Annotated in this window: 15 protein-coding genes; 8 read left to right on the top strand and 7 right to left on the bottom strand. The window is 72.7% G+C overall.

All coding sequences use genetic code 11. From position 1 onward, the window contains the following. Positions 1-70: 70 nt before the first annotated feature. Entirely contained in the window at positions 71-1204 is a 1134-nt protein-coding gene (locus tag ACWHYA_RS15605) for a class I SAM-dependent methyltransferase (RefSeq protein ID WP_425940762.1), read from the top strand. Here ACWHYA_RS15605 and ACWHYA_RS15600 read toward each other — a convergent pair. Further along, complete coding sequence (locus tag ACWHYA_RS15600; protein ID WP_425940764.1) at positions 1186-1944, bottom strand: CDP-alcohol phosphatidyltransferase family protein; 759 nt, start codon at positions 1942-1944, stop codon at positions 1186-1188. The two genes, ACWHYA_RS15605 and ACWHYA_RS15600, sit on opposite strands and share 19 nt — an antisense overlap. A gap of 35 nt (positions 1945-1979) precedes the next feature. Continuing rightward, entirely contained in the window at positions 1980-2900 is a 921-nt protein-coding gene (locus tag ACWHYA_RS15595; RefSeq protein WP_425940766.1) for an IS982 family transposase, read from the bottom strand. A 127-nt stretch (positions 2901-3027) separates the two neighbouring features. Here ACWHYA_RS15595 and ACWHYA_RS15590 point away from each other — a divergent pair, with 127 nt between their 5' ends. After that, on the top strand, positions 3028-3558 hold the full coding sequence (locus tag ACWHYA_RS15590) for an acyl-CoA thioesterase (protein WP_425940768.1): 531 nt from the start codon (positions 3028-3030) through the stop codon (positions 3556-3558). A gap of 57 nt (positions 3559-3615) precedes the next feature. On the opposite strand, the gene ACWHYA_RS15585 is transcribed toward ACWHYA_RS15590, so the two are convergent. Continuing rightward, positions 3616-5262 carry an esterase/lipase family protein gene (locus ACWHYA_RS15585; RefSeq protein ID WP_425940770.1) on the bottom strand — a complete coding sequence of 549 codons (1647 nt, stop codon included), beginning with the start codon at positions 5260-5262 and terminating at the stop codon, positions 3616-3618. Between the two features lie 235 nt (positions 5263-5497). Between ACWHYA_RS15585 and ACWHYA_RS15580 the strand changes: the two genes are divergently transcribed. Further along, positions 5498-6154: a hypothetical protein gene (locus tag ACWHYA_RS15580; protein WP_448095607.1), complete on the top strand. Its 657-nt coding sequence runs from the start codon at positions 5498-5500 to the stop codon at positions 6152-6154. A gap of 77 nt (positions 6155-6231) precedes the next feature. Continuing rightward, the gene (locus ACWHYA_RS15575) at positions 6232-7512 is read left to right on the top strand and encodes a serpin family protein (protein ID WP_425940773.1); all 1281 of its coding nucleotides are present in this window, start codon (positions 6232-6234) and stop codon (positions 7510-7512) included. Positions 7513-7523: 11 nt separating this feature from the next. Here the strand turns inward: ACWHYA_RS15575 and xylB are convergent, their stop codons facing one another. Both xylB and xylA read right to left on the bottom strand, forming a co-directional pair. Beyond that, positions 7524-8933 (bottom strand): xylulokinase, encoded by a 1410-nt coding sequence (xylB, locus tag ACWHYA_RS15570; protein ID WP_425940775.1) that lies wholly within the window; start codon positions 8931-8933, stop codon positions 7524-7526. Between the two features lie 2 nt (positions 8934-8935). Further along, positions 8936-10129 carry a xylose isomerase gene (gene xylA, locus ACWHYA_RS15565; protein ID WP_425940777.1) on the bottom strand — a complete coding sequence of 398 codons (1194 nt, stop codon included), beginning with the start codon at positions 10127-10129 and terminating at the stop codon, positions 8936-8938. 162 nt (positions 10130-10291) lie between these two features. Between xylA and ACWHYA_RS15560 the strand changes: the two genes are divergently transcribed. From ACWHYA_RS15560 to ACWHYA_RS15545, 4 genes are read left to right on the top strand one after another with little or no spacing between them, the layout of a single operon-like run. Beyond that, on the top strand, positions 10292-11623 hold the full coding sequence (locus ACWHYA_RS15560) for an ABC transporter substrate-binding protein (protein WP_425940779.1): 1332 nt from the start codon (positions 10292-10294) through the stop codon (positions 11621-11623). A 14-nt stretch (positions 11624-11637) separates the two neighbouring features. Continuing rightward, a complete protein-coding gene (locus ACWHYA_RS15555; RefSeq protein WP_425940781.1) occupies positions 11638-12621 on the top strand; it encodes a carbohydrate ABC transporter permease in 984 nt (327 codons plus the stop codon). After that, positions 12618-13532 carry a carbohydrate ABC transporter permease gene (locus ACWHYA_RS15550; RefSeq protein ID WP_425940783.1) on the top strand — a complete coding sequence of 305 codons (915 nt, stop codon included), beginning with the start codon at positions 12618-12620 and terminating at the stop codon, positions 13530-13532. The genes ACWHYA_RS15555 and ACWHYA_RS15550 overlap by 4 nt, the downstream gene beginning before the upstream one ends. 56 nt (positions 13533-13588) lie before the next feature. Further along, entirely contained in the window at positions 13589-15943 is a 2355-nt protein-coding gene (locus ACWHYA_RS15545) for a beta-xylosidase/alpha-l-arabinosidase (protein ID WP_425940785.1), read from the top strand. 140 nt (positions 15944-16083) lie between these two features. Here ACWHYA_RS15545 and arfA read toward each other — a convergent pair whose 3' ends face one another. Together arfA and ACWHYA_RS15535 are read right to left on the bottom strand one after the other, a co-directional pair. Then, positions 16084-17598, bottom strand: coding sequence for an arabinosylfuranosidase ArfA (arfA, locus tag ACWHYA_RS15540; RefSeq protein WP_425940787.1), 1515 nt, complete (start codon positions 17596-17598; stop codon positions 16084-16086). A gap of 3 nt (positions 17599-17601) precedes the next feature. Then, positions 17602-18291, bottom strand: coding sequence for a TetR/AcrR family transcriptional regulator (locus tag ACWHYA_RS15535; protein WP_425940789.1), 690 nt, complete (start codon positions 18289-18291; stop codon positions 17602-17604).

Here is an 18291-nt window from a genome sequence, read left to right as displayed (position 1 = left end):
CCGATGTGCCCCGCTCCGTCCGTCCCTAGCGTCGGGAGGGTCCGCAGGACTCCACGGAAGGAACGGACCCATGACCCTCGAGACCACCTACCCGGACACGACCACCCACCGCGAGACCACCCACGACGCGCACACCACCACGGCCGGTCCAGACCCCCAGCGGGTCCAGCAGTTCGCCGCCGGGCTGCTCGGCGCGCTGGCCGCGGGGTCGACGGCGCTGATGGTCAGCGTCGGGCACCGGACGGGCCTGTTCGACGTGATGGCAGGCCTGCCCCCGGCGACGAGCCCTCAGCTGGCGGCGGCGGCCGGACTGCACGAGCGCTACGTCCGCGAGTGGCTGCACGCGATGACCACGGCGCGGGTCGTGGAGCACGACCCGTCCGCGGACACCTACCGTCTCCCCGCCGAGCACGCCGCGGTCCTGACGCGCTCAGCGGGACCCGACAACCTGGCCGCGGTGATGCAGTTCCTGCCGCTGATGGCCGAGGTCGAGAGCGAGGTGGTCGAGTGCTTCGCCGGGGGCGGCGGAGTTCCCTACGCGCGGTACGGCCGGTTCCACGAGGTGATGGCCGAGCTGAGCGCCGACACCAACGACGCGGCGCTCCTGCCGCGGATCGTGCCGCTCGTGCCCGGCCTGCCGGAACGGCTTGCGGAGGGGATCCGGGTGGCCGACGTCGGGTGCGGCCGGGGCCACGCCGTCAACCTACTGGCGCGGGCGTTCCCAGAGAGCGAGCTCGTCGGCTACGACTTCTCGCAGGATGCCGTGGAGTTCGCCCGCCGCGAGGCCGAGGAGTGGGGCCTGGCCAACGCCCGGTTCGAGGTGAGGGACGTCACCGGCCTGGACGGGACGGGGACGTTCGGGCTGATCACGGCCTTCGACGCGATCCACGACCAGGCCCACCCGGCCACGGTGCTGGAGCAGGTCGAGGCCCACCTGGACCCCGACGGGACCTTCCTCATGGTCGACATGCACGCCTCCAGCGACGTCGACGCCAACCTCGAGCTGCCCTGGGCGCCGTACCTCTACGCGGTGTCCACCATGCACTGCATGACCGTCTCGCTCTCGCTCGGCGGCGACGGCCTCGGGACCGCCTGGGGCACCGAGCTGGCGCTGCAGATGCTGGCCGACGCCGGGTTCGGGGACGTGCGGGTGGAGCGGCTGCCGGAGGACTTCATCAACAGCTACTACGTCGCTCGGCGGTGAGGGCCGGTCGCCGGGGCCCGTGGGTCGTCCCGGCGCCGGGCGAGCGTGAGGCGCAGGCTCAGGACCGCGTAGTAGAGGGGATAGACGCCGGATAGTGCGACCAGCCACCCGTCCGGCGCGGGGTACCGGGCCAGGATCACCGCATACAGGGCCAGCCACAGCGTGGTGAGCGTCATGGTGGGCCACCATGCGGTCTCCGTCCGGGACGGGTAGACGTACCGGACCGGGACGAAGACCATCACCGCCAGGGCCAGCAGGACGGTCGTGGTGACCGCGGTGCCGGCGTCGAGCACGACGAGGTAGAAGGCGGCGACGTTCCAGTAGCTGGGGAAGCCCAGGAAGAAGTGGTCCTCGGTCTTGGCGTCGGTGCGGCAGAACTGGTAGCAGGAGGCGAGCAGCGGCACCGAGGCCACGACACCTCCGAGCCAGCCGCCCGGCAGGTAGCCCGCGCTCCACAGCAGCACCATCGGCGCGAAGGCGTAGGTGAGGTAGTCGACGATGTTGTCCAGCAGCGCCCCGTCGAGACCGGGGAGCACCTCCTTGACGCGGAGGTGGCGCGCCAGGAAGCCGTCGGTGCCGTCGACGACCATCGCGACGAGGAAGAGCCAGAGCACCGCGGCGACCTCCCCGGCATACGCGAGGTGCACCATGAGCAGCGCCAGCACCGAGCCGAGGGCGGTGTAGGCGTGGACCGCGGCCGCGGCCACCCGCTGCGACGTGCTCGGACGGGGCGGGGACATGGGCGCGAGCCTAGATGAGTAAGTCCAAGGGGGGGTCAGTGGTCGTAGGCGGTCAGGGAGCGGCGGACGTGCTGGCCGAGGTCGTCGTTGTGCCAGATGGCGGCGGTCATGGCCAGGAGGCGTTGGGTGATCCGTGCGCAGACGCCGGCGATGCTGCGGCCTCCGTGGCGTTCCAGGTCGAGCTGGCCCTTGAGGGTGTCGTTGACCGACTCGATGATCTGGCGCAGAGGTTTGAAGAACCGCTGCCCGGGCCGGGGTTCCTCGCCCTTGCGGGCCGGGCGCAGCAGCTCGATCCCGGAGGTTTCCAGGTCGGCCTCAAAGCTCTTGCCGTAGTAGTTTTTGTCCGCGATCAGTACCTGCCTGCCCCCGGCCAGCACCGCCGCCGGCACGGGCAGGCCGGGCAGGATGTCGGCCAGCGCGTGCCGTTCGTCGGTCTTGGCGCCGGTCAGCGCCCACCCCACGGGCAGCCCGTGCACCGTCGTGACCAGGTGCAGTCGCAGTCCCCAGAAGAAGCGGGAGTGGGAGGCGCAGTAGCCGTACTCGGCCCACCCGGCCAGCTCGGAGCGGTGCACCGTCTCTCGGGAGCGGGCGCACTCCACCGGGGTGGAGTCGACCAGCCAGACCTCGTCACCGACGACGCTGGTGGCGGCGGCCAGGGCGCTGACCAGCCAGGACATCGTCGGCGCCAGCTTGCGCAGCCGCTTGTTGTACCCGGACTGGCCCGGCAGGTGCGGGAACATCCCGAGCAGGTGCCTGCGCGCGTGCCGCAACCACCGCGCCTCGCTGGTGAAGCCCAACAGGGCTTGCATCACCGCCAGCGACAGCATCTCCGCGTCGCTGGTGCGGGGAGCGATCCCGACGACCGGGCGGGCCGGTACGCGCTCGGGATGAGCCAGCAGCAGGTCGTCGACGGTCACGTACAGTGCAGTGGCGAGGGTGTCCAGGTCGGTGTCCACGAGAGCCTCCAGAGCTCGATGTTGGGTTAGCAACACCGACACTGCGGCACCCTCGCTCCAGATCACACCCGCCACACCAGCAACAGCCCTTGGACTTACTCATCTAGTGCGCGGGTACGGTGGCGCGGTGGCCCGTCAGATCCAGCTCCTTCGTGCCAGCCTGCGTCCACGGCCTGCCGTTCCGGGTCAGGGCCTGCTCGACCCGTCGGTGACGACGATGCGGGTCCGTCCGGCCGACCTCGACATCTACCTGCACGTCAACAACGGCACCTACCTGCAGATGATGGACGTGGCGCGCACCCACTACATCGCCGACCTCGGCGGGTTCCCCCTGCTGCGGGAGAAGGGGTGGTACCCCGTCGTGGCCGCCCAGACCGTCAGCTACCGCCGGTCGCTCACCCTGGGGCAGCGCTTCGAGATCACCACTCGGGTGGTCGGGTGGGACGAGCGGGTGATCTACCTGGAGCAGGTCTTCACCCGCGACGGGCAGCACGTCGCCAGGGGCCTGGTCGCCGGACGCTTCCTGACCCGGGGGAGCGGGCAGCGGGTGCCGGCCCCCCAGGTGGTCGCGCTGCTCGGGCAGGCGGTCGAGCGGCCCGACCTGCCCGCCGACGTCGCGGGGTGGGCGCGGTCGGTCGACGTGGCCCACCGGGCCTGAGCAGCGGATCGGACCACCAGGTCGGCCGTCGCGGCCACCGTCCCGGCGACCGCTCCCTCAGCCCTGGCGGTCCCTGTTGGCCGCGATCGCGATCCGCAGCCGGCCCGAGAAGCCGGTCCCCTCGACGTCGAGGAACCAGCCGGGCCGCGTCCGGATCTCCTCCAGCCGCTGGACGGGTGCCTTCGCGCCCAGGTGCGCCGCCGCAGCGGCGACCTTCCGCAGACGCGCCGCGTCGTTGTCGCCCTGCTCGCTGAGGTACTGCTCGCCGGTGTGCAGGAACAGCTCGGCGTGGGTCCCCGGGAAGACCTGGACGTAGTACTGCTTGCGGAAGATGACGTTGTCGGAGAAGCCGATGCCGTGGACGTCGCGCTCCCCGACGTAGACGTCGAGGCGGAACACCATGCCGCGCGCCTGCGTGCTCGGCTTGATGCGCCCGTCGATCCAGCCCTCCCAGATGAGCCGGTCCGGTCCGGCCCACCCGGTGGTGCGGTCGCCGGGCTCGGACAGCGGCCGGCGCAGCTGCCCGGCCAGGTCGGGCAGCGGGTCGGACAGGTCCGCCCTGCTGAACGGCCCGTAGCAGTTCTCCGCCTCGGCGCTCTGGTGGAACAGCTCGAAGTCGACGTAGCGGGGCTTGATGCTCACCCCGAGGTAGAACTCGCTGCTGCCGAACCAGTCCCCTCCCCGGGTGATCCGACCCTCCTCCATCCACAGCGACACCTTGTGGGTGCCGTGCAGGAAGCGCATGGCGATCTCGTAGGTCTCCCGCGAGTTGACGACCGAGTCGTAGCCGCCGTGGCTCTTGTGCACGAAGGTGCGCGGGGCGCCGGGCAGCTGGGCCGCGGAGTGCTTGACGAGCCCGTCGCTGCGGTTGGTCGCCAGCGTCCCCTCGTCGATGAGGGAGGACAGGCGGTTCAGGACGCTGGCCGGTCCCACGGAGTAGCTGCGGTAGTTCGTCCCCACCACCGTGAGGATGCGCTCGAAGGGGAAGACGTCCTCCAGCTCCAGGAAGCGGGTGCTGTCCGGGGAGAAGGACGCCAGCTCGTCCGAGCCGGCCCGGGCCCCCGGCAGCGTGTCCACGAGCCAGCGCGGCATCCGCTGGAAGGCGATCCCCCGGTGCGGGGTGCCCAGGGTCACGACCCGGTGGACCAGGCGTGGGGCCGACCCCTTCTCCCTGCGGTCCAGGGCCAGCAGCGCCTCGCGCATTACCAGCCCGCCCATGCTGTGGCACACCAGGTCCACGCCGTCGAAGGTCCCGGGCTCCTTGGCCTCCACCGCCTTGCGGATCAGCCCGACGAGCCGGGCCAGCCCCTCACCGTAGCGCTGCAGGGACCGGGGGGCCAGGTCGTAGAAGCGGTAGACCCACAGGGTCCCCCTGGCCGCGTCGCGCAGGACGCGGGCCGCCACCTGGTGGTCGATGACCACGGTGCCCTCGGTGTCGTCCGGGTCCCAGCCGTCGAGGTCGCCACCGGGGGAGGAGACCGGCGAGGAGTAGTAGCCCACCACGTTGGTGGCGTCGGTGTAGGGGTAGTCGGTGGACTTCATCGCCCGCAGCAGGAAGCCCTCGTAGATGTAGTTGTCCCCGTGCCGGCCCGGGTACACCGTGCCCTCGTTGAACCCCTGGTAGGGGTTGGCCTGCTCCGCGCCCACGTCCAGCCCGCCGAACCCGCGGACGAGGATGAGCGGCCGCGTGCGTACCTCGGACATGGGGACCTCCTCTGCCGGCCCCTCGAGCCCCGGGCAGGTCCGTGCTCGCGGGCACCGCTGCGTGGTCGCTCCACCGTAGCGCCGCCAGGGCCCGCGTGTCTGCGCCCGGGACCGGTGCGTGCTGCCCCGCGCCCGCGCCGGGACCTCCGCAGGGGCGGCCGCTAGCCTCGGGAGTGTGAGGACGGACCATCCCGATCCGCGCGGGTACCCGTGGCCGGAGCCCGCACGGTCGGGCGTGCTGGGTCCGTCCGGGTTCCGCGTGGACGACACGGGGCCCGGGCCACGGCCGGACGACAGGTCCGGGCGGACGCCGGTCCTCGCCGTGGGGTCCAACGCCGCGCCGAGCGTGCTCCGCGCCAAGCTGGCCGAGCTGCTCGGCACCGGTGTGCCGATCGCGCTCGCGACGGTCGAGGGGTTGCACGTCGGGCACTCGGCGCACGTCAGCGCGCGGGGGTATGTCGCGGCCGCCCCGGTCCGCGGGGCCCCGGTCGGTGCGGCCGGGCCCAGGACGTTCACGGTGTGCTGGTTCGACGACGCCCAGCTGGCCAGGGTGGACGCCTCCGAGCCGAACTACCGGCGGGTCACCCTGCCCGAGGACGTCTCCTGCCGCCCGGTCGTCGGCTCCGGGGGCACCGGTGTCTGCGACGGGTCGGTCGGGTCGAGCGGGTCGGTGGGAGCCCAGGTCTACGCCTCGGTGCACGGGGTGCTCGGTGAGGACGGGAGGCCGCTGGGACTGCGCCGCCAGGAGGACGTGCTGGCCTGGCTCGCGGACCGGCTCGGCCCCGGCCTGCGGAGCGAGCTCGACCACGCACGGCTGGTCGACCCTGCTGTGCGCGAGCGGGTCCGGGACGCGGTCGTCGCCGCCGGCCTCGTCGTCCGGGCGGGGTGGTGAGGCGGGTGGTGGCGGCGCGAGAGGCGGAGCCGCATGGTCCCTGGGAACCGGCGACGGCCGGGCCGGGTCCGACCAGCATGCGACGACGCAGCGACGTCCCCGGTCGGTGGTGGGTGCTGGCCCTGACGGCGGGCCTGGTCCTGGTGGCCTGCGGGACCCGGGCGGCCCCCGAGGGCTCACCGTTGGACAGCGACGAGGTGCGGGTGACCGTGGACCCCGCCGACGCGACCGCGCTGGCCGACGTGGTGGCGGCGGCCGACGTGGTCGGCCTGGAGCTCCTCGCCGGTGCCGGTGGGCGGACGACGGTCACCTCCCCGGCCAGCCTCCAGGTGGCGCTCTCGATGGCGGCCGAAGGAGCGGAGGGGCCGACGCTCGCCGAGCTGGAGGAGGTGCTCGGAGCCGCCGGTCAGGAACGCACCGACGCGATCAACGCCCTGACCGCCATCCTCGCCGACCTGGACGGCGACCCGTCGGTGGTCCAGGCGGAGGAGCTGCCCGAGACCCCGGTCGTGCACCGGGCCGACCGGCTCGTGCTCGACGACCAGCTGGGCGTGCGGCAGTCCTTCGTCGACACGCTGGCCCGCTCCTACGACGCCCCGGCCGTGACCACCGACCTCGGCGGCGACGAGGGCAAGGCCGTCCTGGACGCCTGGGTCGAGGAGCACACCGGCGGCCTGGTGCCCGAGTCGGCGATCGTGCCGCAGCCCGACCTTCGTCTGGTCCTGCAGGACGCGATCCTGCTGGCCGCCCGCTGGCAGCAGCCGTTCCCCGCAGCGCTGACGGCGCCGCACACCTTCACCCTGTCCTCCGGCGAGGAGGTCGAGGTGGAGATGATGGACCCGGGTCGCGAACGAGCGACGGCGTATGCCGAGGTGCAGGGCTGGCAGGCCGTGCGTCTGCCCTACACCGGCGACCGGCTGGCGGCCGAGGTCGTGCTGCCGCCCGCGGGCACCGCACCCACCGATCTGACGCCGGAGCTGCTCGCCGAGGTCCTGGACACGCTCGACACGGGGGAGCAGCGGCTCGTGGTCCTGCGGATGCCGGTGGCCGACGTGGAGTCCGAGCTCGACCTGACCCCCTGGCTGCGCGAGCGCGCACCCTCCTCGCTCGAAGGGGGTTTCGGCGGGATGAGCGAGCAGGACCTGTTTCTCAGCCAGGCCGTGCAGCAGGCGGTGCTGGCGGTCGACGAGGAGGGCACGGTCGCGGCCGCGGTGACCGAGATCGGGTTCGCGGAGTCGGGGCCGGCCGAACCACCGGTGGAGCTGACCGTGGACCGGCCCTACCTCGTACGGATCGCCGACGGGGCGACCGGGTGGCCGTTGTTCCTGGCCCACGTGGCGGACCCGCGGGGGGAGTGACGCCCGGCCGCTCAGTCCTCCCGGTCCAGCACGTGCCCGCGCGCTTCGGCATACCGCTCGCGCACCGCCGCGCCCCCGGAGGCGGGCTGGACCGTGGTCAGCCCGGGCATGGGCCAGGTGGGGGGACCGGCGTCCCCGGTCACCACCCAGGCCGCTTGCCGGGCCGCGCCGTTGGCCACGTACTCGTCCGGGGTCGGCACGAGGACCGGCGCCGCGAGCACGTCGGCGAGGGCCTGTCGCAGCGACAGCGATCGGGCGGCCCCGCCCACGAGGAGGAACCGTCGGGCCTCGACCCCCTGGGCGGCGATGGCGTCCACCGCGTCCGCGAGCAGGCAGGCGATCGACTCCACGGCCGCGCGCGCCAGGTGCGCCGGCGTGGCGGTCCCAAGGGTCAGGCCGTGCAGCGATCCGGTGGCGTGCGGCAGGTTGGGCGTCCGCTCGCCCTCGAGGTAGGGGACGAGCACCAGGCCGTCCGCCCCCCGGGGTGCCTGTGTGGCCAACCTGTCCAGGCCGGGCAGGTCGGTCCCGATCATCCGGGCCGTGGCATCGAGCACGCGGGCACCGTTGAGGGTCGCGGCCAGGGGCAGGAACCGGCCGGTGGCGTCGGCGAAGCCGCTGACCAGCCCGTGCTCGTCGCTGGTCGGGTCGTCGGTGACCGCGGAGACGACCCCCGAGGTGCCGACCGACAGGACCACGTCCCCGGGCGAGGCTCCCAGCCCCAGGGCGGCCGCGGCGTTGTCGCCCGCTCCCGGGCCCAGGGATGTGCCGTCCGCCGGGCCCGATCCCTCGCCCGCCGCCTCGGCCGGACCCAGGACGCGGGGGAGGAGCACCTCGTGGCCGAGCACCGCGCGCACCACCTCGGGCAGGTAGTTGCCTGCGGCCGGGCTCCAGTAGCCGGTGCCCGACGCGTCGGACCGGTCGGTCACCAGGTCCTCCAGGCGTCCCGTCCCGCGCAGCCGCCAGGTGAGCCAGTCGTGCGGCAGCGCGACCGCGGCGGTCCGGGCGGCGTGGTCGGGCTCGTGCTCGGCGAGCCAGGCCAGCTTGGTCACCGTGTAGGAGGCGACCGGGACCGACCCGGTGGCTCGGGCCCACCATCGTCCGCCCCGCTCCTGGACGAGCCGCTCGGCCTGCGGGGCCGACCGGGTGTCGTTCCACAGCAGGGCGGGCCGGACCACCCGGCCGTCCTCGTCGAGGGCGACCATCCCGTGCTGCTGGCCCGCCACCGACACGGCGGCCACGTCGTCCAGCCCGCCGGCCTCGCGGAGCGCCGTGGTGAGCGCCTCCTCCCAGGCGGCCGGGTCCACCTCGGTGCCCTCGGGGTGCCCGGCGCGGCCCGAGCGGACCAGCTCCCCGCTGCCGGCGTCGCGGACGACGACCTTGCAGGACTGGGTGGAGGAGTCGATGCCGGCGACGAGGGCCATGGTCAGGCGGCGCCGAGCAGGTGGCGCAGGGCCAGCTGGTTGAGGTGGACGTGGCCGTAACCGCGGGGGGCGAGCCGGTCGGACTCCTCGGCGATCTCCAGGCCGAGGTCGCCGTCCGTCTCCAGCAGGGCGGCCGGGGACTCACCGTCGGCGAGCGTCGGGACCGCCAGCTCCTCGATCCCGGAGGCGCGCATGGCCTCCTGCACCTCGGGATCGGCACGGAAGGCGCGGGCCCGCTCCGCCAGGAGGGTGTAGGTCTCCATGTTGGCCGCGGCCGAGGTCCACACCCCCTCCAGGTCCTCGGTCCGGGACGGCTTGTAGTCGAAGTGACGTGGACCCTCGTAGCGCGGGCCGCCGCTGGGGAAGCCGTTCTCCAGCAGGTCGACGGTGAAGAAGGCCGACATCAGGTCGCCGTGGCCGAAGACCAGGTCCTGGTCGAACTTCGGCCCGTGCTGGCCGTTGAGGTCGATGTGGAAGAGCTTGCCCTGCCACAGCGCCTGCGCGATCCCGGCGGTGAAGTTGAGCCCGGCCATCTGCTCGTGCCCGACCTCGGGGTTGAGGCCGACGATGTCGCCGTGCTCCAGGGCGGCGATGAACCCCAGCGCGTGCCCGACCGTCGGCAGCAGGATGTCGCCGCGCGGCTCGTTGGGCTTGGGCTCCAGGGCGATCCGCATGCCGTAGCCGCGTTCCTTGATGAAGCCGGCCACGCTGTCCAGGCCCTCGGCGTAGCGGTCGAGCGCGGCCCTGTGGTCCTTGGCGCCGTCGTACTCGGCGCCCTCGCGTCCGCCCCACATCACGAAGGTGGAGGCACCCAGCTCGGCCCCCAGCTCGACCTGGCGCAGCACCTTGCGCAGCGCGAGCCGGCGCACGTCCCGGTCGTTGCTCGTGAGGGCACCGTCCTTGAAGACCGGGTGGGTGAAGGTGTTGGTCGTCACCATCGGCACCGTGAGCCCGGTCTCCTCCAGGGCGGAACGGAAGCGCTGGATCGTGCGGTCCCGTTCCGCAGCGTCCGCGCCGGGCGCGACGAGGTCGTCGTCGTGGAAGGTCACGCCGGAGGCACCCAGCTCGGCTAGGCGGTGCACCGACTCGACCGGGTCGATCGGAGCCCGGGTGGCGTCGCCGAAGGGGTCCTGCGCCGCCCAGCCGACGGTCCAGAGGCCGAAGGTGAACGGGATCGGGGAGCGGGACGTGGTCACGGGGATCCTCCTTGATTGGTTGTGCGTCAAAACTATCTGGGCACCGACCGACGTGCAACCCCGGGAAGACCGCAACGAAATCGTTATCGACAACGATTGACACGCGGCGCAACTAACTGGCAGATTCGGACCACGGATCACTCAACGCCGAGGAGCAACACCATGAAGACCACCCGTGCACTGAGCCTGATGGCCTCGGGCAGCCTCGTCCTGGCCCTGGCCGCCTGCGGCGGCGACGACGGAGGCGGCACCGACGCCGCCGAGGAGGGCGGCTCGACCGCAGAGGGCGGTGGCGCCGCCGGCGAGGACGTCACCATCAGCTGGTGGCACAACTCCAACACCGGGGAGGGCCTGGAGTACTACGAGCAGGTCGCTGCCGACTTCGAGGAGGCCAACCCGGGGGTGACCATCGAGATGGAGGCGATGCAGCACGAGGACATGCTGACCCAGCTCGACGCCGCCTTCCAGGCCGGAGACACCCCGGACGTCTACATGGAACGGGGTGGCGGAGAACTGGCCGACCACGTCGAGGCGGGGTTGACCAAGGACCTCACCGAGGCCGCGGCCGAGGAGATCGAGCTCCTGGGCGGGACCGTCCAGGGCTGGACGGTCGACGACAAGGTGTACGCGCTGCCGTTCTCGGTCGGCGTCGTGGGGTTCTGGTACAACACCGAGATGTTCGAGCAGGCCGGCGTCACGGAGGCTCCGGCCACGTGGGAGGACATGTACGCCGCCATCGACCAGCTCAAGGCTGCGGGCATGGAGCCCCTCTCGGTCGGGGCCGGCGACAAGTGGCCGGCGGCCCACTACTGGTACCAGTTCTCCCTGCGGCACTGCGCCGAGGACGTCCTGACCGAGGCGGTCCAGTCCCTCGACTTCTCCGACGAGTGCTTCATCCGGGCCGGTGAGGAGGTCGAGCAGCTGGTCGCCGCCGAGCCGTTCAACCGCGGCTTCCTGTCGACGTCGGCGCAGTCCGGTCCCACCAGCGCCTCGGGGCTGCTGGCGACCGAGCAGGTGGCCATGGAGATGCAGGGCCACTGGGAGCCCGGTGTCATGGCCGGTCTGACGGAGGACGGCGAGGGCCTGGGCGAGAAGCTCGGGTGGTTCCCGTTCCCGGAGGTCGAGGGTGGCGAGGGCGACCCGGAGGCACAGCTCGGTGGTGGCGACGCCTGGGGCGTGGCCGCCGACGCGCCGGAGCAGGCCGTGGACTTCGTCAGGCACCTGCTCTCCGACGAGATCCAGCAGGGCTTCGCCGAGCGCGACATGGGCCTGCCGACCAACCCGAACGTCACCGACGCCGTCTCCGACCCGGCCCTGGCCCAGCTGCTCGAGGTGCGCGACAGCGCCCCCTACGTCCAGCTCTACTTCGACACCGCCTTCGGCCAGTCCGTGGGTGGCGCGATGAACGACGCGATCGCGCTGATGTTCGCCGGACAGGCCAGCCCGCAGGACATCGTCGACGACACCCAGGCCGCGGCAGACGCCGAGGGCTGAGCGCCGCTACCACCATGACCGTCCTCCCCGTCGCCTCCAGGGGCACCACGGACCCGCCCGCCGGCCGCGCCGCGCGGCCGGCGGGGGCCCGCGGCCGCGACTGGCGGATGGCCGCCGAGATCGTCGCCTTCACGGCGCCGGCCCTGCTGCTGTTCCTCCTCTTCGTCGTGTGGCCGATCCTGCGCGCGGTCCAGTTCTCGGCCTACGACTGGAACGGCTTCGGCCCGCTCGCCGACTTCGTCGGGCTGCGGAACTACGTCCGCGTCCTGGCCGACGAGGTCTTCGTCGCCGCCGTGGGCCACAACCTGCTCATCGTCGTCGCCTCGATCGCGGTCCAGCTGCCCCTTGGGCTGGCCATCGCCCTGCTGCTCAACCGCCGCATGCGGGGCCAGGGACTGCTGCGCACGATCATCTTCGTCCCCTACGTCCTCTCCGAGGTCATCGCCGGCGTCGTCTGGTTCCAGCTGCTGCAGCCGGGTCGGGGTGTCGTGGAGGGTCTGCTGGGGACGGTCGGGCTCGAGGGCCCCTTCCAGGGTTTCCTCGGCACCCCCGAGCTGGCGATGCCGACGCTGATCGTCGTGCTCACCTGGAAGTACGTCGGCCTGGCGGTCCTGCTCTTCCTCGCCGGGCTGCAGGGCGTGCCCGAGGAGCTGACGGAGGCCGCCCAGATCGACGGCGCCTCCTGGTGGCAGACCCAGTGGCGGGTCACGATCCCGCTGCTGGGACCCACCATCCGGATGTGGATGTTCCTGTCCATGATCGGCTCGCTCCAGCTCTTCGACATGGTCTGGATCCTCACCGGGGGCGGCCCGGCCAACGCCACCACCACGATGGCCACGTTCCTCGTCAACGAAGGCACCAAGCGGCAGAACTACGGCATCGCCGCGGCCGCCTCGGTGGTGCTGTTCGTCATCGCCCTGGTCATGGCCGTGTTCTACCAGCGCTTCGTCCTGCGGCGCGACACCGACGACGCCGACGTCACCAGGGGAGTCCGATGACCACCACGACCACGACCCCCCGGCCCGCGGGCACCGCGACGACCCCACCGTCCGGACCCGGCCGACCCGGACGACGCCCGCGGCAGGAGAGCGGCCGCAGCGAGGGCGGGGTGATGGTCTACCTGGTGTCCCTCGTCGTCGTCGCGCTCACCCTGGGTCCGGTCCTGTATGCGGTGCTCGGCGGCTTCCGCACCAACGCCCAGCTGGCCTCCGACCCTGCCGGGCTGCCGGACCCGTGGGTCGGTGACAACTACCGCCGGGTGGTGACGGACAGCGACTTCTGGACCTACGCGGTGAACTCGACGGCGGTGGCCGTCATCACGACGGTGGTCACCGTCGTCTTCGGCCTCATGGCGGCCTACCCTCTGGCCCGCTACCAGTTCCGCTGGCGCGAGCCGTTGTTCATGGTCTTCGTCGTGGGGCTGCTCTTCCCGGCCACGGTGGCGATCATCCCGCTGTTCATCCTGGTCACCCGCGACCTGGGCATCGGGAACACCTGGTGGGGGGTGGCCCTGCCCCAGGCCGCCTTCGCGCTGCCGATGACGATCGTCATCCTGCGCCCCTTCCTCATGGCGATCCCGCGCGAGATGGAGGAGGCCGCCCTCATCGACGGCGCCAACCGCCTGCAGTTCTTCTGGCGGATCCTGCTCCCGCTGTCGGCGCCCGGCGCGATCACGGTCGGCGTGCTGGCCTTCGTCGGCTCGTGGAACGCCTACCTGCTGCCGCTGCTGCTGCTGCGCGGGGACATGAAGACCCTGCCCCTGGGCGTGGCCGACTTCTCCTCGCAGTACAGCTCGGACACCGCCGGGGTGTTCGCCTTCACGACCCTGGCGATGATCCCCGCGCTCATCTTCTTCCTCGCCATGCAGAAGCGGATCGTCAGCGGCCTGCAGGGCGCGGTCAAGGGCTGACCCGCCCGCCGACGACCCGTCCCCCTCCCGCCCCCTCGCCGCAGAGAGGCCCCCACATGTCCCAGAGCACCGCAGCGTCCACCGCCGTCCAGGGCCCGGCCGTCCCCGCCGGCCGGCCGGTCCCGGACGATCCCACCGACGTGGCCGGCATCGTCGCGTCGATGACCCTGGAGGAGAAGCTGGCCCAGATCGTCGGCTTCTGGGACAAGGGCGACGGTGACGCGGTCGCCCCCCTGCAGGGGGCCTTCGCCGAGCCGCAGGGCCTCTACGACGTCGCCGCCCGCGGGCTCGGGCACCTCACCCGGGTCTACGGCACCCGGCCGGTGGACCCGGTCGATCGAGCCCGGTGGCTGTGGGACTTCCAGCGGTGGGTCGTCGCCAGCTCGCGCCACGGCATACCCGCCCTGGTCCACGAGGAGTGCCTGACCGGGCTGTCGGCGTGGACGGCCGCGACCTTCCCCACGCCGCTGGCGTGGGGGGCCACCTTCGACCCGGACCTCGTCCGGCGCACGGCCGGCCTGGTCGGGAGGTCGATGCGACAGCTGGGGGTCCACCAGGGGCTGGCGCCGGTGCTGGACGTCGTCCGCGACCCCAGGTGGGGCAGGGTCGAGGAGACGATCTCCGAGGATCCCTACCTCGTGGCGACCGTCGGGACCGGGTATGTCGAGGGGCTGCAGTCAGAGGGCGTGCACGCGACGCTCAAGCACTTCGTGGGTTACTCGGCCTCGCAGGCCGGGCGCAACTTCGCCCCGGTCCACGCCGGCCAGCGCGAGCTCCAGGACGTGCTCATGATGCCCTTCGAGATGGCGGTCGTCGAGGGTGGCGTCCGCTCGATCATGCACTCCTACACCGAGATCGACGGGATCCCGGTGGCCGCGGACCCCGACCTGCTCACCGGTGTCCTGCGTGATCGGTGGGGCTTCGACGGGACCGTGGTGGCCGACTACTTCGGGGTGGCCTTCCTGCACCTGCTCCACCACGTCGCGGCCGACCTCGGCGAGGCGGCCGGCCAGGCGCTGCTCGCGGGCGTGGACGTCGAGCTGCCCACCGGCGACGCCTACCTGGCCCCGCTCGCCCACGCCGTGCGCTCCGGGGCGGTCGAGGAGTCGCTCGTGGACCGGGCCTGCACCCGGGTCCTGGAGCAGAAGGCCGAGCTCGGGCTGCTCGGCGCGACCTTCGAGGACGAGCCCCCGACGCGGGTCGAGCTCGACGGCCCCGAGCACCGGGCCGCGGCCCGGCAGCTGGCCGAGGAGTCGATCGTGCTGCTGTCCAACGACGGGACGCTGCCGCTGGCCGCCCCCGGCCGGGTCGCGGTGGTCGGTCCCAACGCCGACCGGCTCGCCGCGCTGTTCGGGTGCTACTCCTTCGTCAACCACGTCATCCCGCAGCACCCGGGCACCGAGCCCGGCATCGTCGCCCCGACCGTGCGGGAGGCCCTGGTCGCCGAGTGGCCGGAGGCGGACCTGGCCTACGCGTGGGGCTGCGACGTCGACTCCGAGGACGTGTCCGGCATCGAGCAGGCCGTGGCCGCCGCCCGCGACGCCGAGGTGGCCGTCGTCGTCGTCGGGGACAGCTCCGGGCTCTTCGGCCGGGCCACGTCGGGGGAGGGCTGCGACCGGGACGACCTGGAGCTGCCCGGCGTGCAGCGCCGGCTCGTGGAGGCCGTGCTGGCCACGGGCACGCCCGTGGTGCTCGTGCTCGTCACCGGCCGGCCGTACGCCGTCGACTGGGCGGTGGAGGCCTGCGCCGCCGTGGTCCAGGCGTTCTTCCCCGGCGAGGAGGGGGCCGGGGCCGTCGCCGGGGTGCTGTCCGGGCGGGTCAACCCCTCTGGGCACCTGCCGGTCAGCATCCCCCGCTCGGCCGGCAGCCAGCCCTACACCTACCTGCACCCGCCGCTCGGCGGGGACACGGACGTCACCAACCTCTCCAGCCGGCCGGCCCTGCCTTTCGGCCACGGGCTCTCCTACACCAGCTTCGAGCTCGCCGACCTCGAGGTCCGGGCGGGGTCGACGGCCGACGACGTCGAGGTGACCGTGCGGATCAGCAACACCGGTCACCGTGCTGGCGAGGACGTGGTCCAGGTCTACGTCCGCGACCTGGTCGCCTCGGTGACCAGGCCGGTGGCCCAGCTCGTGGGCTACGCCCGGGTGACCCTCGAGCCGGGGGAGTCGCGCCTGCTCACGCTCCTGGTTCCGCCCGCACGCCTGTCCTTCACCGGCCGGGACCGACGCCGGATCGTCGAGCCCGGCGAGGTCGACCTGTGGGTCGGGGACTCCGTCGCCGACCGTCGGCTGCTGCGCACCGTCACGCTCACCGGTGGGGTGCACGAGGTGGGGCTGCACGACCGGCGACGGACGACGGTCGAGGTGGCCGACGGGACGGGCACGGGGCGGTCCACCGACGTCCGGTGACAGCACCAAGGCGGCCCCTGGCCGCGGCCGGGTCGTGTGCGGGCAGGCGGCCGTGATCCTGCGGTCGACCTCCCGATCGACCACCTGCTGAGCTGGAGCCGGGTCACCGCCCGTAGACGGTGGAGTGCGGTCTCCTCGGTTCAGCCGACCTCGAGCACGAGCATGCTCCAGGACGCCGGCGGCAGCCGGGCGGACAGGGTGCCGTCCCGCACGGACGCGTCGGGGTGCTCACGGGGGACGACACGATCAGGGTCGTCCTGGGTGTTGACGGCGGTCAGGTCCTTGTCGGCCAGGACGACCGCCTCGACCAGGGTGCCGCCGCCGAACCCGTGCAGGCTCGTGCTGAACGACACCTCCTCGGACGGGTGACGGTTCACCACCAGGACCGTGAGCCGCCCGTCGTCGGCGTCGTAGGTCGCGACCGGATCCAGCACCGGGACCGGGCCGTACCGCTCGGTCGCGAGGGTCGGCGCGTCCAGGCGGACGTCCAGCACCGTCCCTCGGGCGTGCCGTGCGGTGAGGGCGAACGGGTGGAAGATCGTCTGCCGCCAGGCCGGCCCGCCGGGCTCGGTCCGGATCGCGGAGATGGTGTTCACCAGCTGGGCCTGCGACGCGGCGGTCACCCGGTCGGCGTGCCGGAGAAGGGTGATGAGCAGGGACCCCACGACCACCGCGTCCAGGACGGTGTAGGGCTCCTCGCTCGTGCGGGGCGCCACGGTCCAGTCCTGCGGCAGCCCGCCCCGCCCGTCCATGAGCTCCTCGAGGTACCAGACGTTCCACTCGTCGAAGCTGACGTCGATGCGTCGGTCCGAGCCCAGGCGGGCACCCACGTGGTCGGCGGTGGCGGTGACCTGGTCGATGAAACGGTCCATGTCCACCGCGGAGGCCAGGAAGCTGGCGTGGTCGTCCCCGTGCAGCTGGTAGTAGGCGTGCGCGGAGATGTGGTCGACCACCTCGTAGGTGTGCTCGAGGACGGTGGCCTCCCACGCGCCGAAGGTCGGCATGGCCCGGCTGGAGGACCCGCAGGCGACGAGCTCGAGATGCGGGTCGAACTGGCGCATCGCACGGGCCGTCACCGCGGCCAGACGGCCGTAGTCGTCCGCGCTCTTGTGACCCAGCTGCCACGGGCCGTCCATCTCGTTCCCGAGGCACCAGATCCGCACGTCGTGAGGGTCCGTGGCCCCGTGCCGGATGCGCAGGTCGGAGAGCGCGGTGCCGCCGGGGTGGTTGGTGTACTCGAGCAGGTCGACGGCCTCCTGCAGGCCGCGCGTGCCCAGGTTCATCGCCAGCATGGGCTCGACGCCAGCCTTGCGGGCCCACCGCATGAACTCGTTGAGGCCGAACTCGTTGGACTCGATGGTGCGCCACGCCGGATCCAGCCGCGTCGGGCGGTCCTGGACCGGTCCCACTCCGTCCTCCCACCGGTACCCGGAGACGAAGTTGCCCCCGGGGTAGCGGATCGTCGTCACCCCGAGCTCACGGACCAGGTCGAGCACGTCCCCGCGCAGGCCGTCGTCGTCGGCGGTGGGGTGTCCCGGCTCGTAGATGCCGGTGTAGACGCACCGACCCATGTGCTCGACGAAGGAACCGAAGACCCTGCGGTTGATCGGTGCGACGACGAACGCCGGGTCGACCGACAGTCGCGCCTGCTGCATACCTCACCTCCCGGTGGCTGGGGGGACGGGCGCGTGCGCGACCCGCCCGGGTCCGGTCCCAGTCTGCACGGTGGTCGGCCCCGGAGGGGCGGACGTGCCGTCCTCGCGCGGATCGGTCTCCGGGCCGGCTCCCGGGTCGGGCGTCCTCGCCAGGTCGCGCACCGCGCGGGTGACGGCGGGACGTACGTCCAGGGCGGGGTCCACCGTCAGGCGGTGCAGGAGCAGTCCGTCCGCGAGGGCCATGAGGGCCCGGGTCGCGGGCCGGGGGTCCTCGATACCCACGTCGGTGACGATGTCCTCGGTCCACCGCTCGAACTCGTGGCGCTGCCGCCGCAGCGGCTCCCCGAGCTCGGGGTCGGCGGCCAGCTCGAGGAAGAGCGCGTAGCGCGCCCGGGTCCGTGCGGCGAACCGACCCGACTGCAGCTCGATCATGGCGCACAGGCCGTCGACCAGCGCGTCGACCCCCGTGATCGGGGGCATCCCGGCCGGGCCGAGGTCGGACCGCTCGCGCTCGGCGATCCAGTCCACGACGCCCTCCAGCAGGGCGCGCCGGGTGCGGAACCAGTTCGACGTCGACCCGCGGGGCAGTCCGGCACGTTCGTCGACCCGCGCGTGGCTCAACGCCCGCACCCCCCGTCGACCCAGCAGCTCCACGGCCGCCTCGAGGGCGCGTTCCCGTGTACCAGCGGGCAT

This window comes from Ornithinimicrobium carbonis, assembly GCF_977012275.1.
The sequence above is the reverse complement of the archived record's forward strand: the minus strand, read 5'-3'. Positions and strand labels throughout refer to the sequence as shown.

What these genes read in the sequence shown, in the direction of transcription:
- ACWHYA_RS15605 (WP_425940762.1), top strand. Translation starts at nt 71, where the DNA reads ATGACCCTCGAGACCACCTACCCGGACACGACCACCCACCGCGAGACC.
- ACWHYA_RS15600 (WP_425940764.1), bottom strand. Translation starts at nt 1,944, where the DNA reads ATGTCCCCGCCCCGTCCGAGCACGTCGCAGCGGGTGGCCGCGGCCGCG.
- ACWHYA_RS15585 (WP_425940770.1), bottom strand. Translation starts at nt 5,262, where the DNA reads ATGTCCGAGGTACGCACGCGGCCGCTCATCCTCGTCCGCGGGTTCGGC.
- ACWHYA_RS15575 (WP_425940773.1), top strand. Translation starts at nt 6,232, where the DNA reads ATGCGACGACGCAGCGACGTCCCCGGTCGGTGGTGGGTGCTGGCCCTG.
- xylB (WP_425940775.1), bottom strand. Translation starts at nt 8,933, where the DNA reads ATGGCCCTCGTCGCCGGCATCGACTCCTCCACCCAGTCCTGCAAGGTC.
- ACWHYA_RS15560 (WP_425940779.1), top strand. Translation starts at nt 10,292, where the DNA reads ATGAAGACCACCCGTGCACTGAGCCTGATGGCCTCGGGCAGCCTCGTC.
- ACWHYA_RS15555 (WP_425940781.1), top strand. Translation starts at nt 11,638, where the DNA reads ATGACCGTCCTCCCCGTCGCCTCCAGGGGCACCACGGACCCGCCCGCC.
- ACWHYA_RS15550 (WP_425940783.1), top strand. Translation starts at nt 12,618, where the DNA reads ATGACCACCACGACCACGACCCCCCGGCCCGCGGGCACCGCGACGACC.
- ACWHYA_RS15545 (WP_425940785.1), top strand. Translation starts at nt 13,589, where the DNA reads ATGTCCCAGAGCACCGCAGCGTCCACCGCCGTCCAGGGCCCGGCCGTC.
- arfA (WP_425940787.1), bottom strand. Translation starts at nt 17,598, where the DNA reads ATGCAGCAGGCGCGACTGTCGGTCGACCCGGCGTTCGTCGTCGCACCG.
- ACWHYA_RS15535 (WP_425940789.1), bottom strand. Translation starts at nt 18,291, where the DNA reads ATGCCCGCTGGTACACGGGAACGCGCCCTCGAGGCGGCCGTGGAGCTG.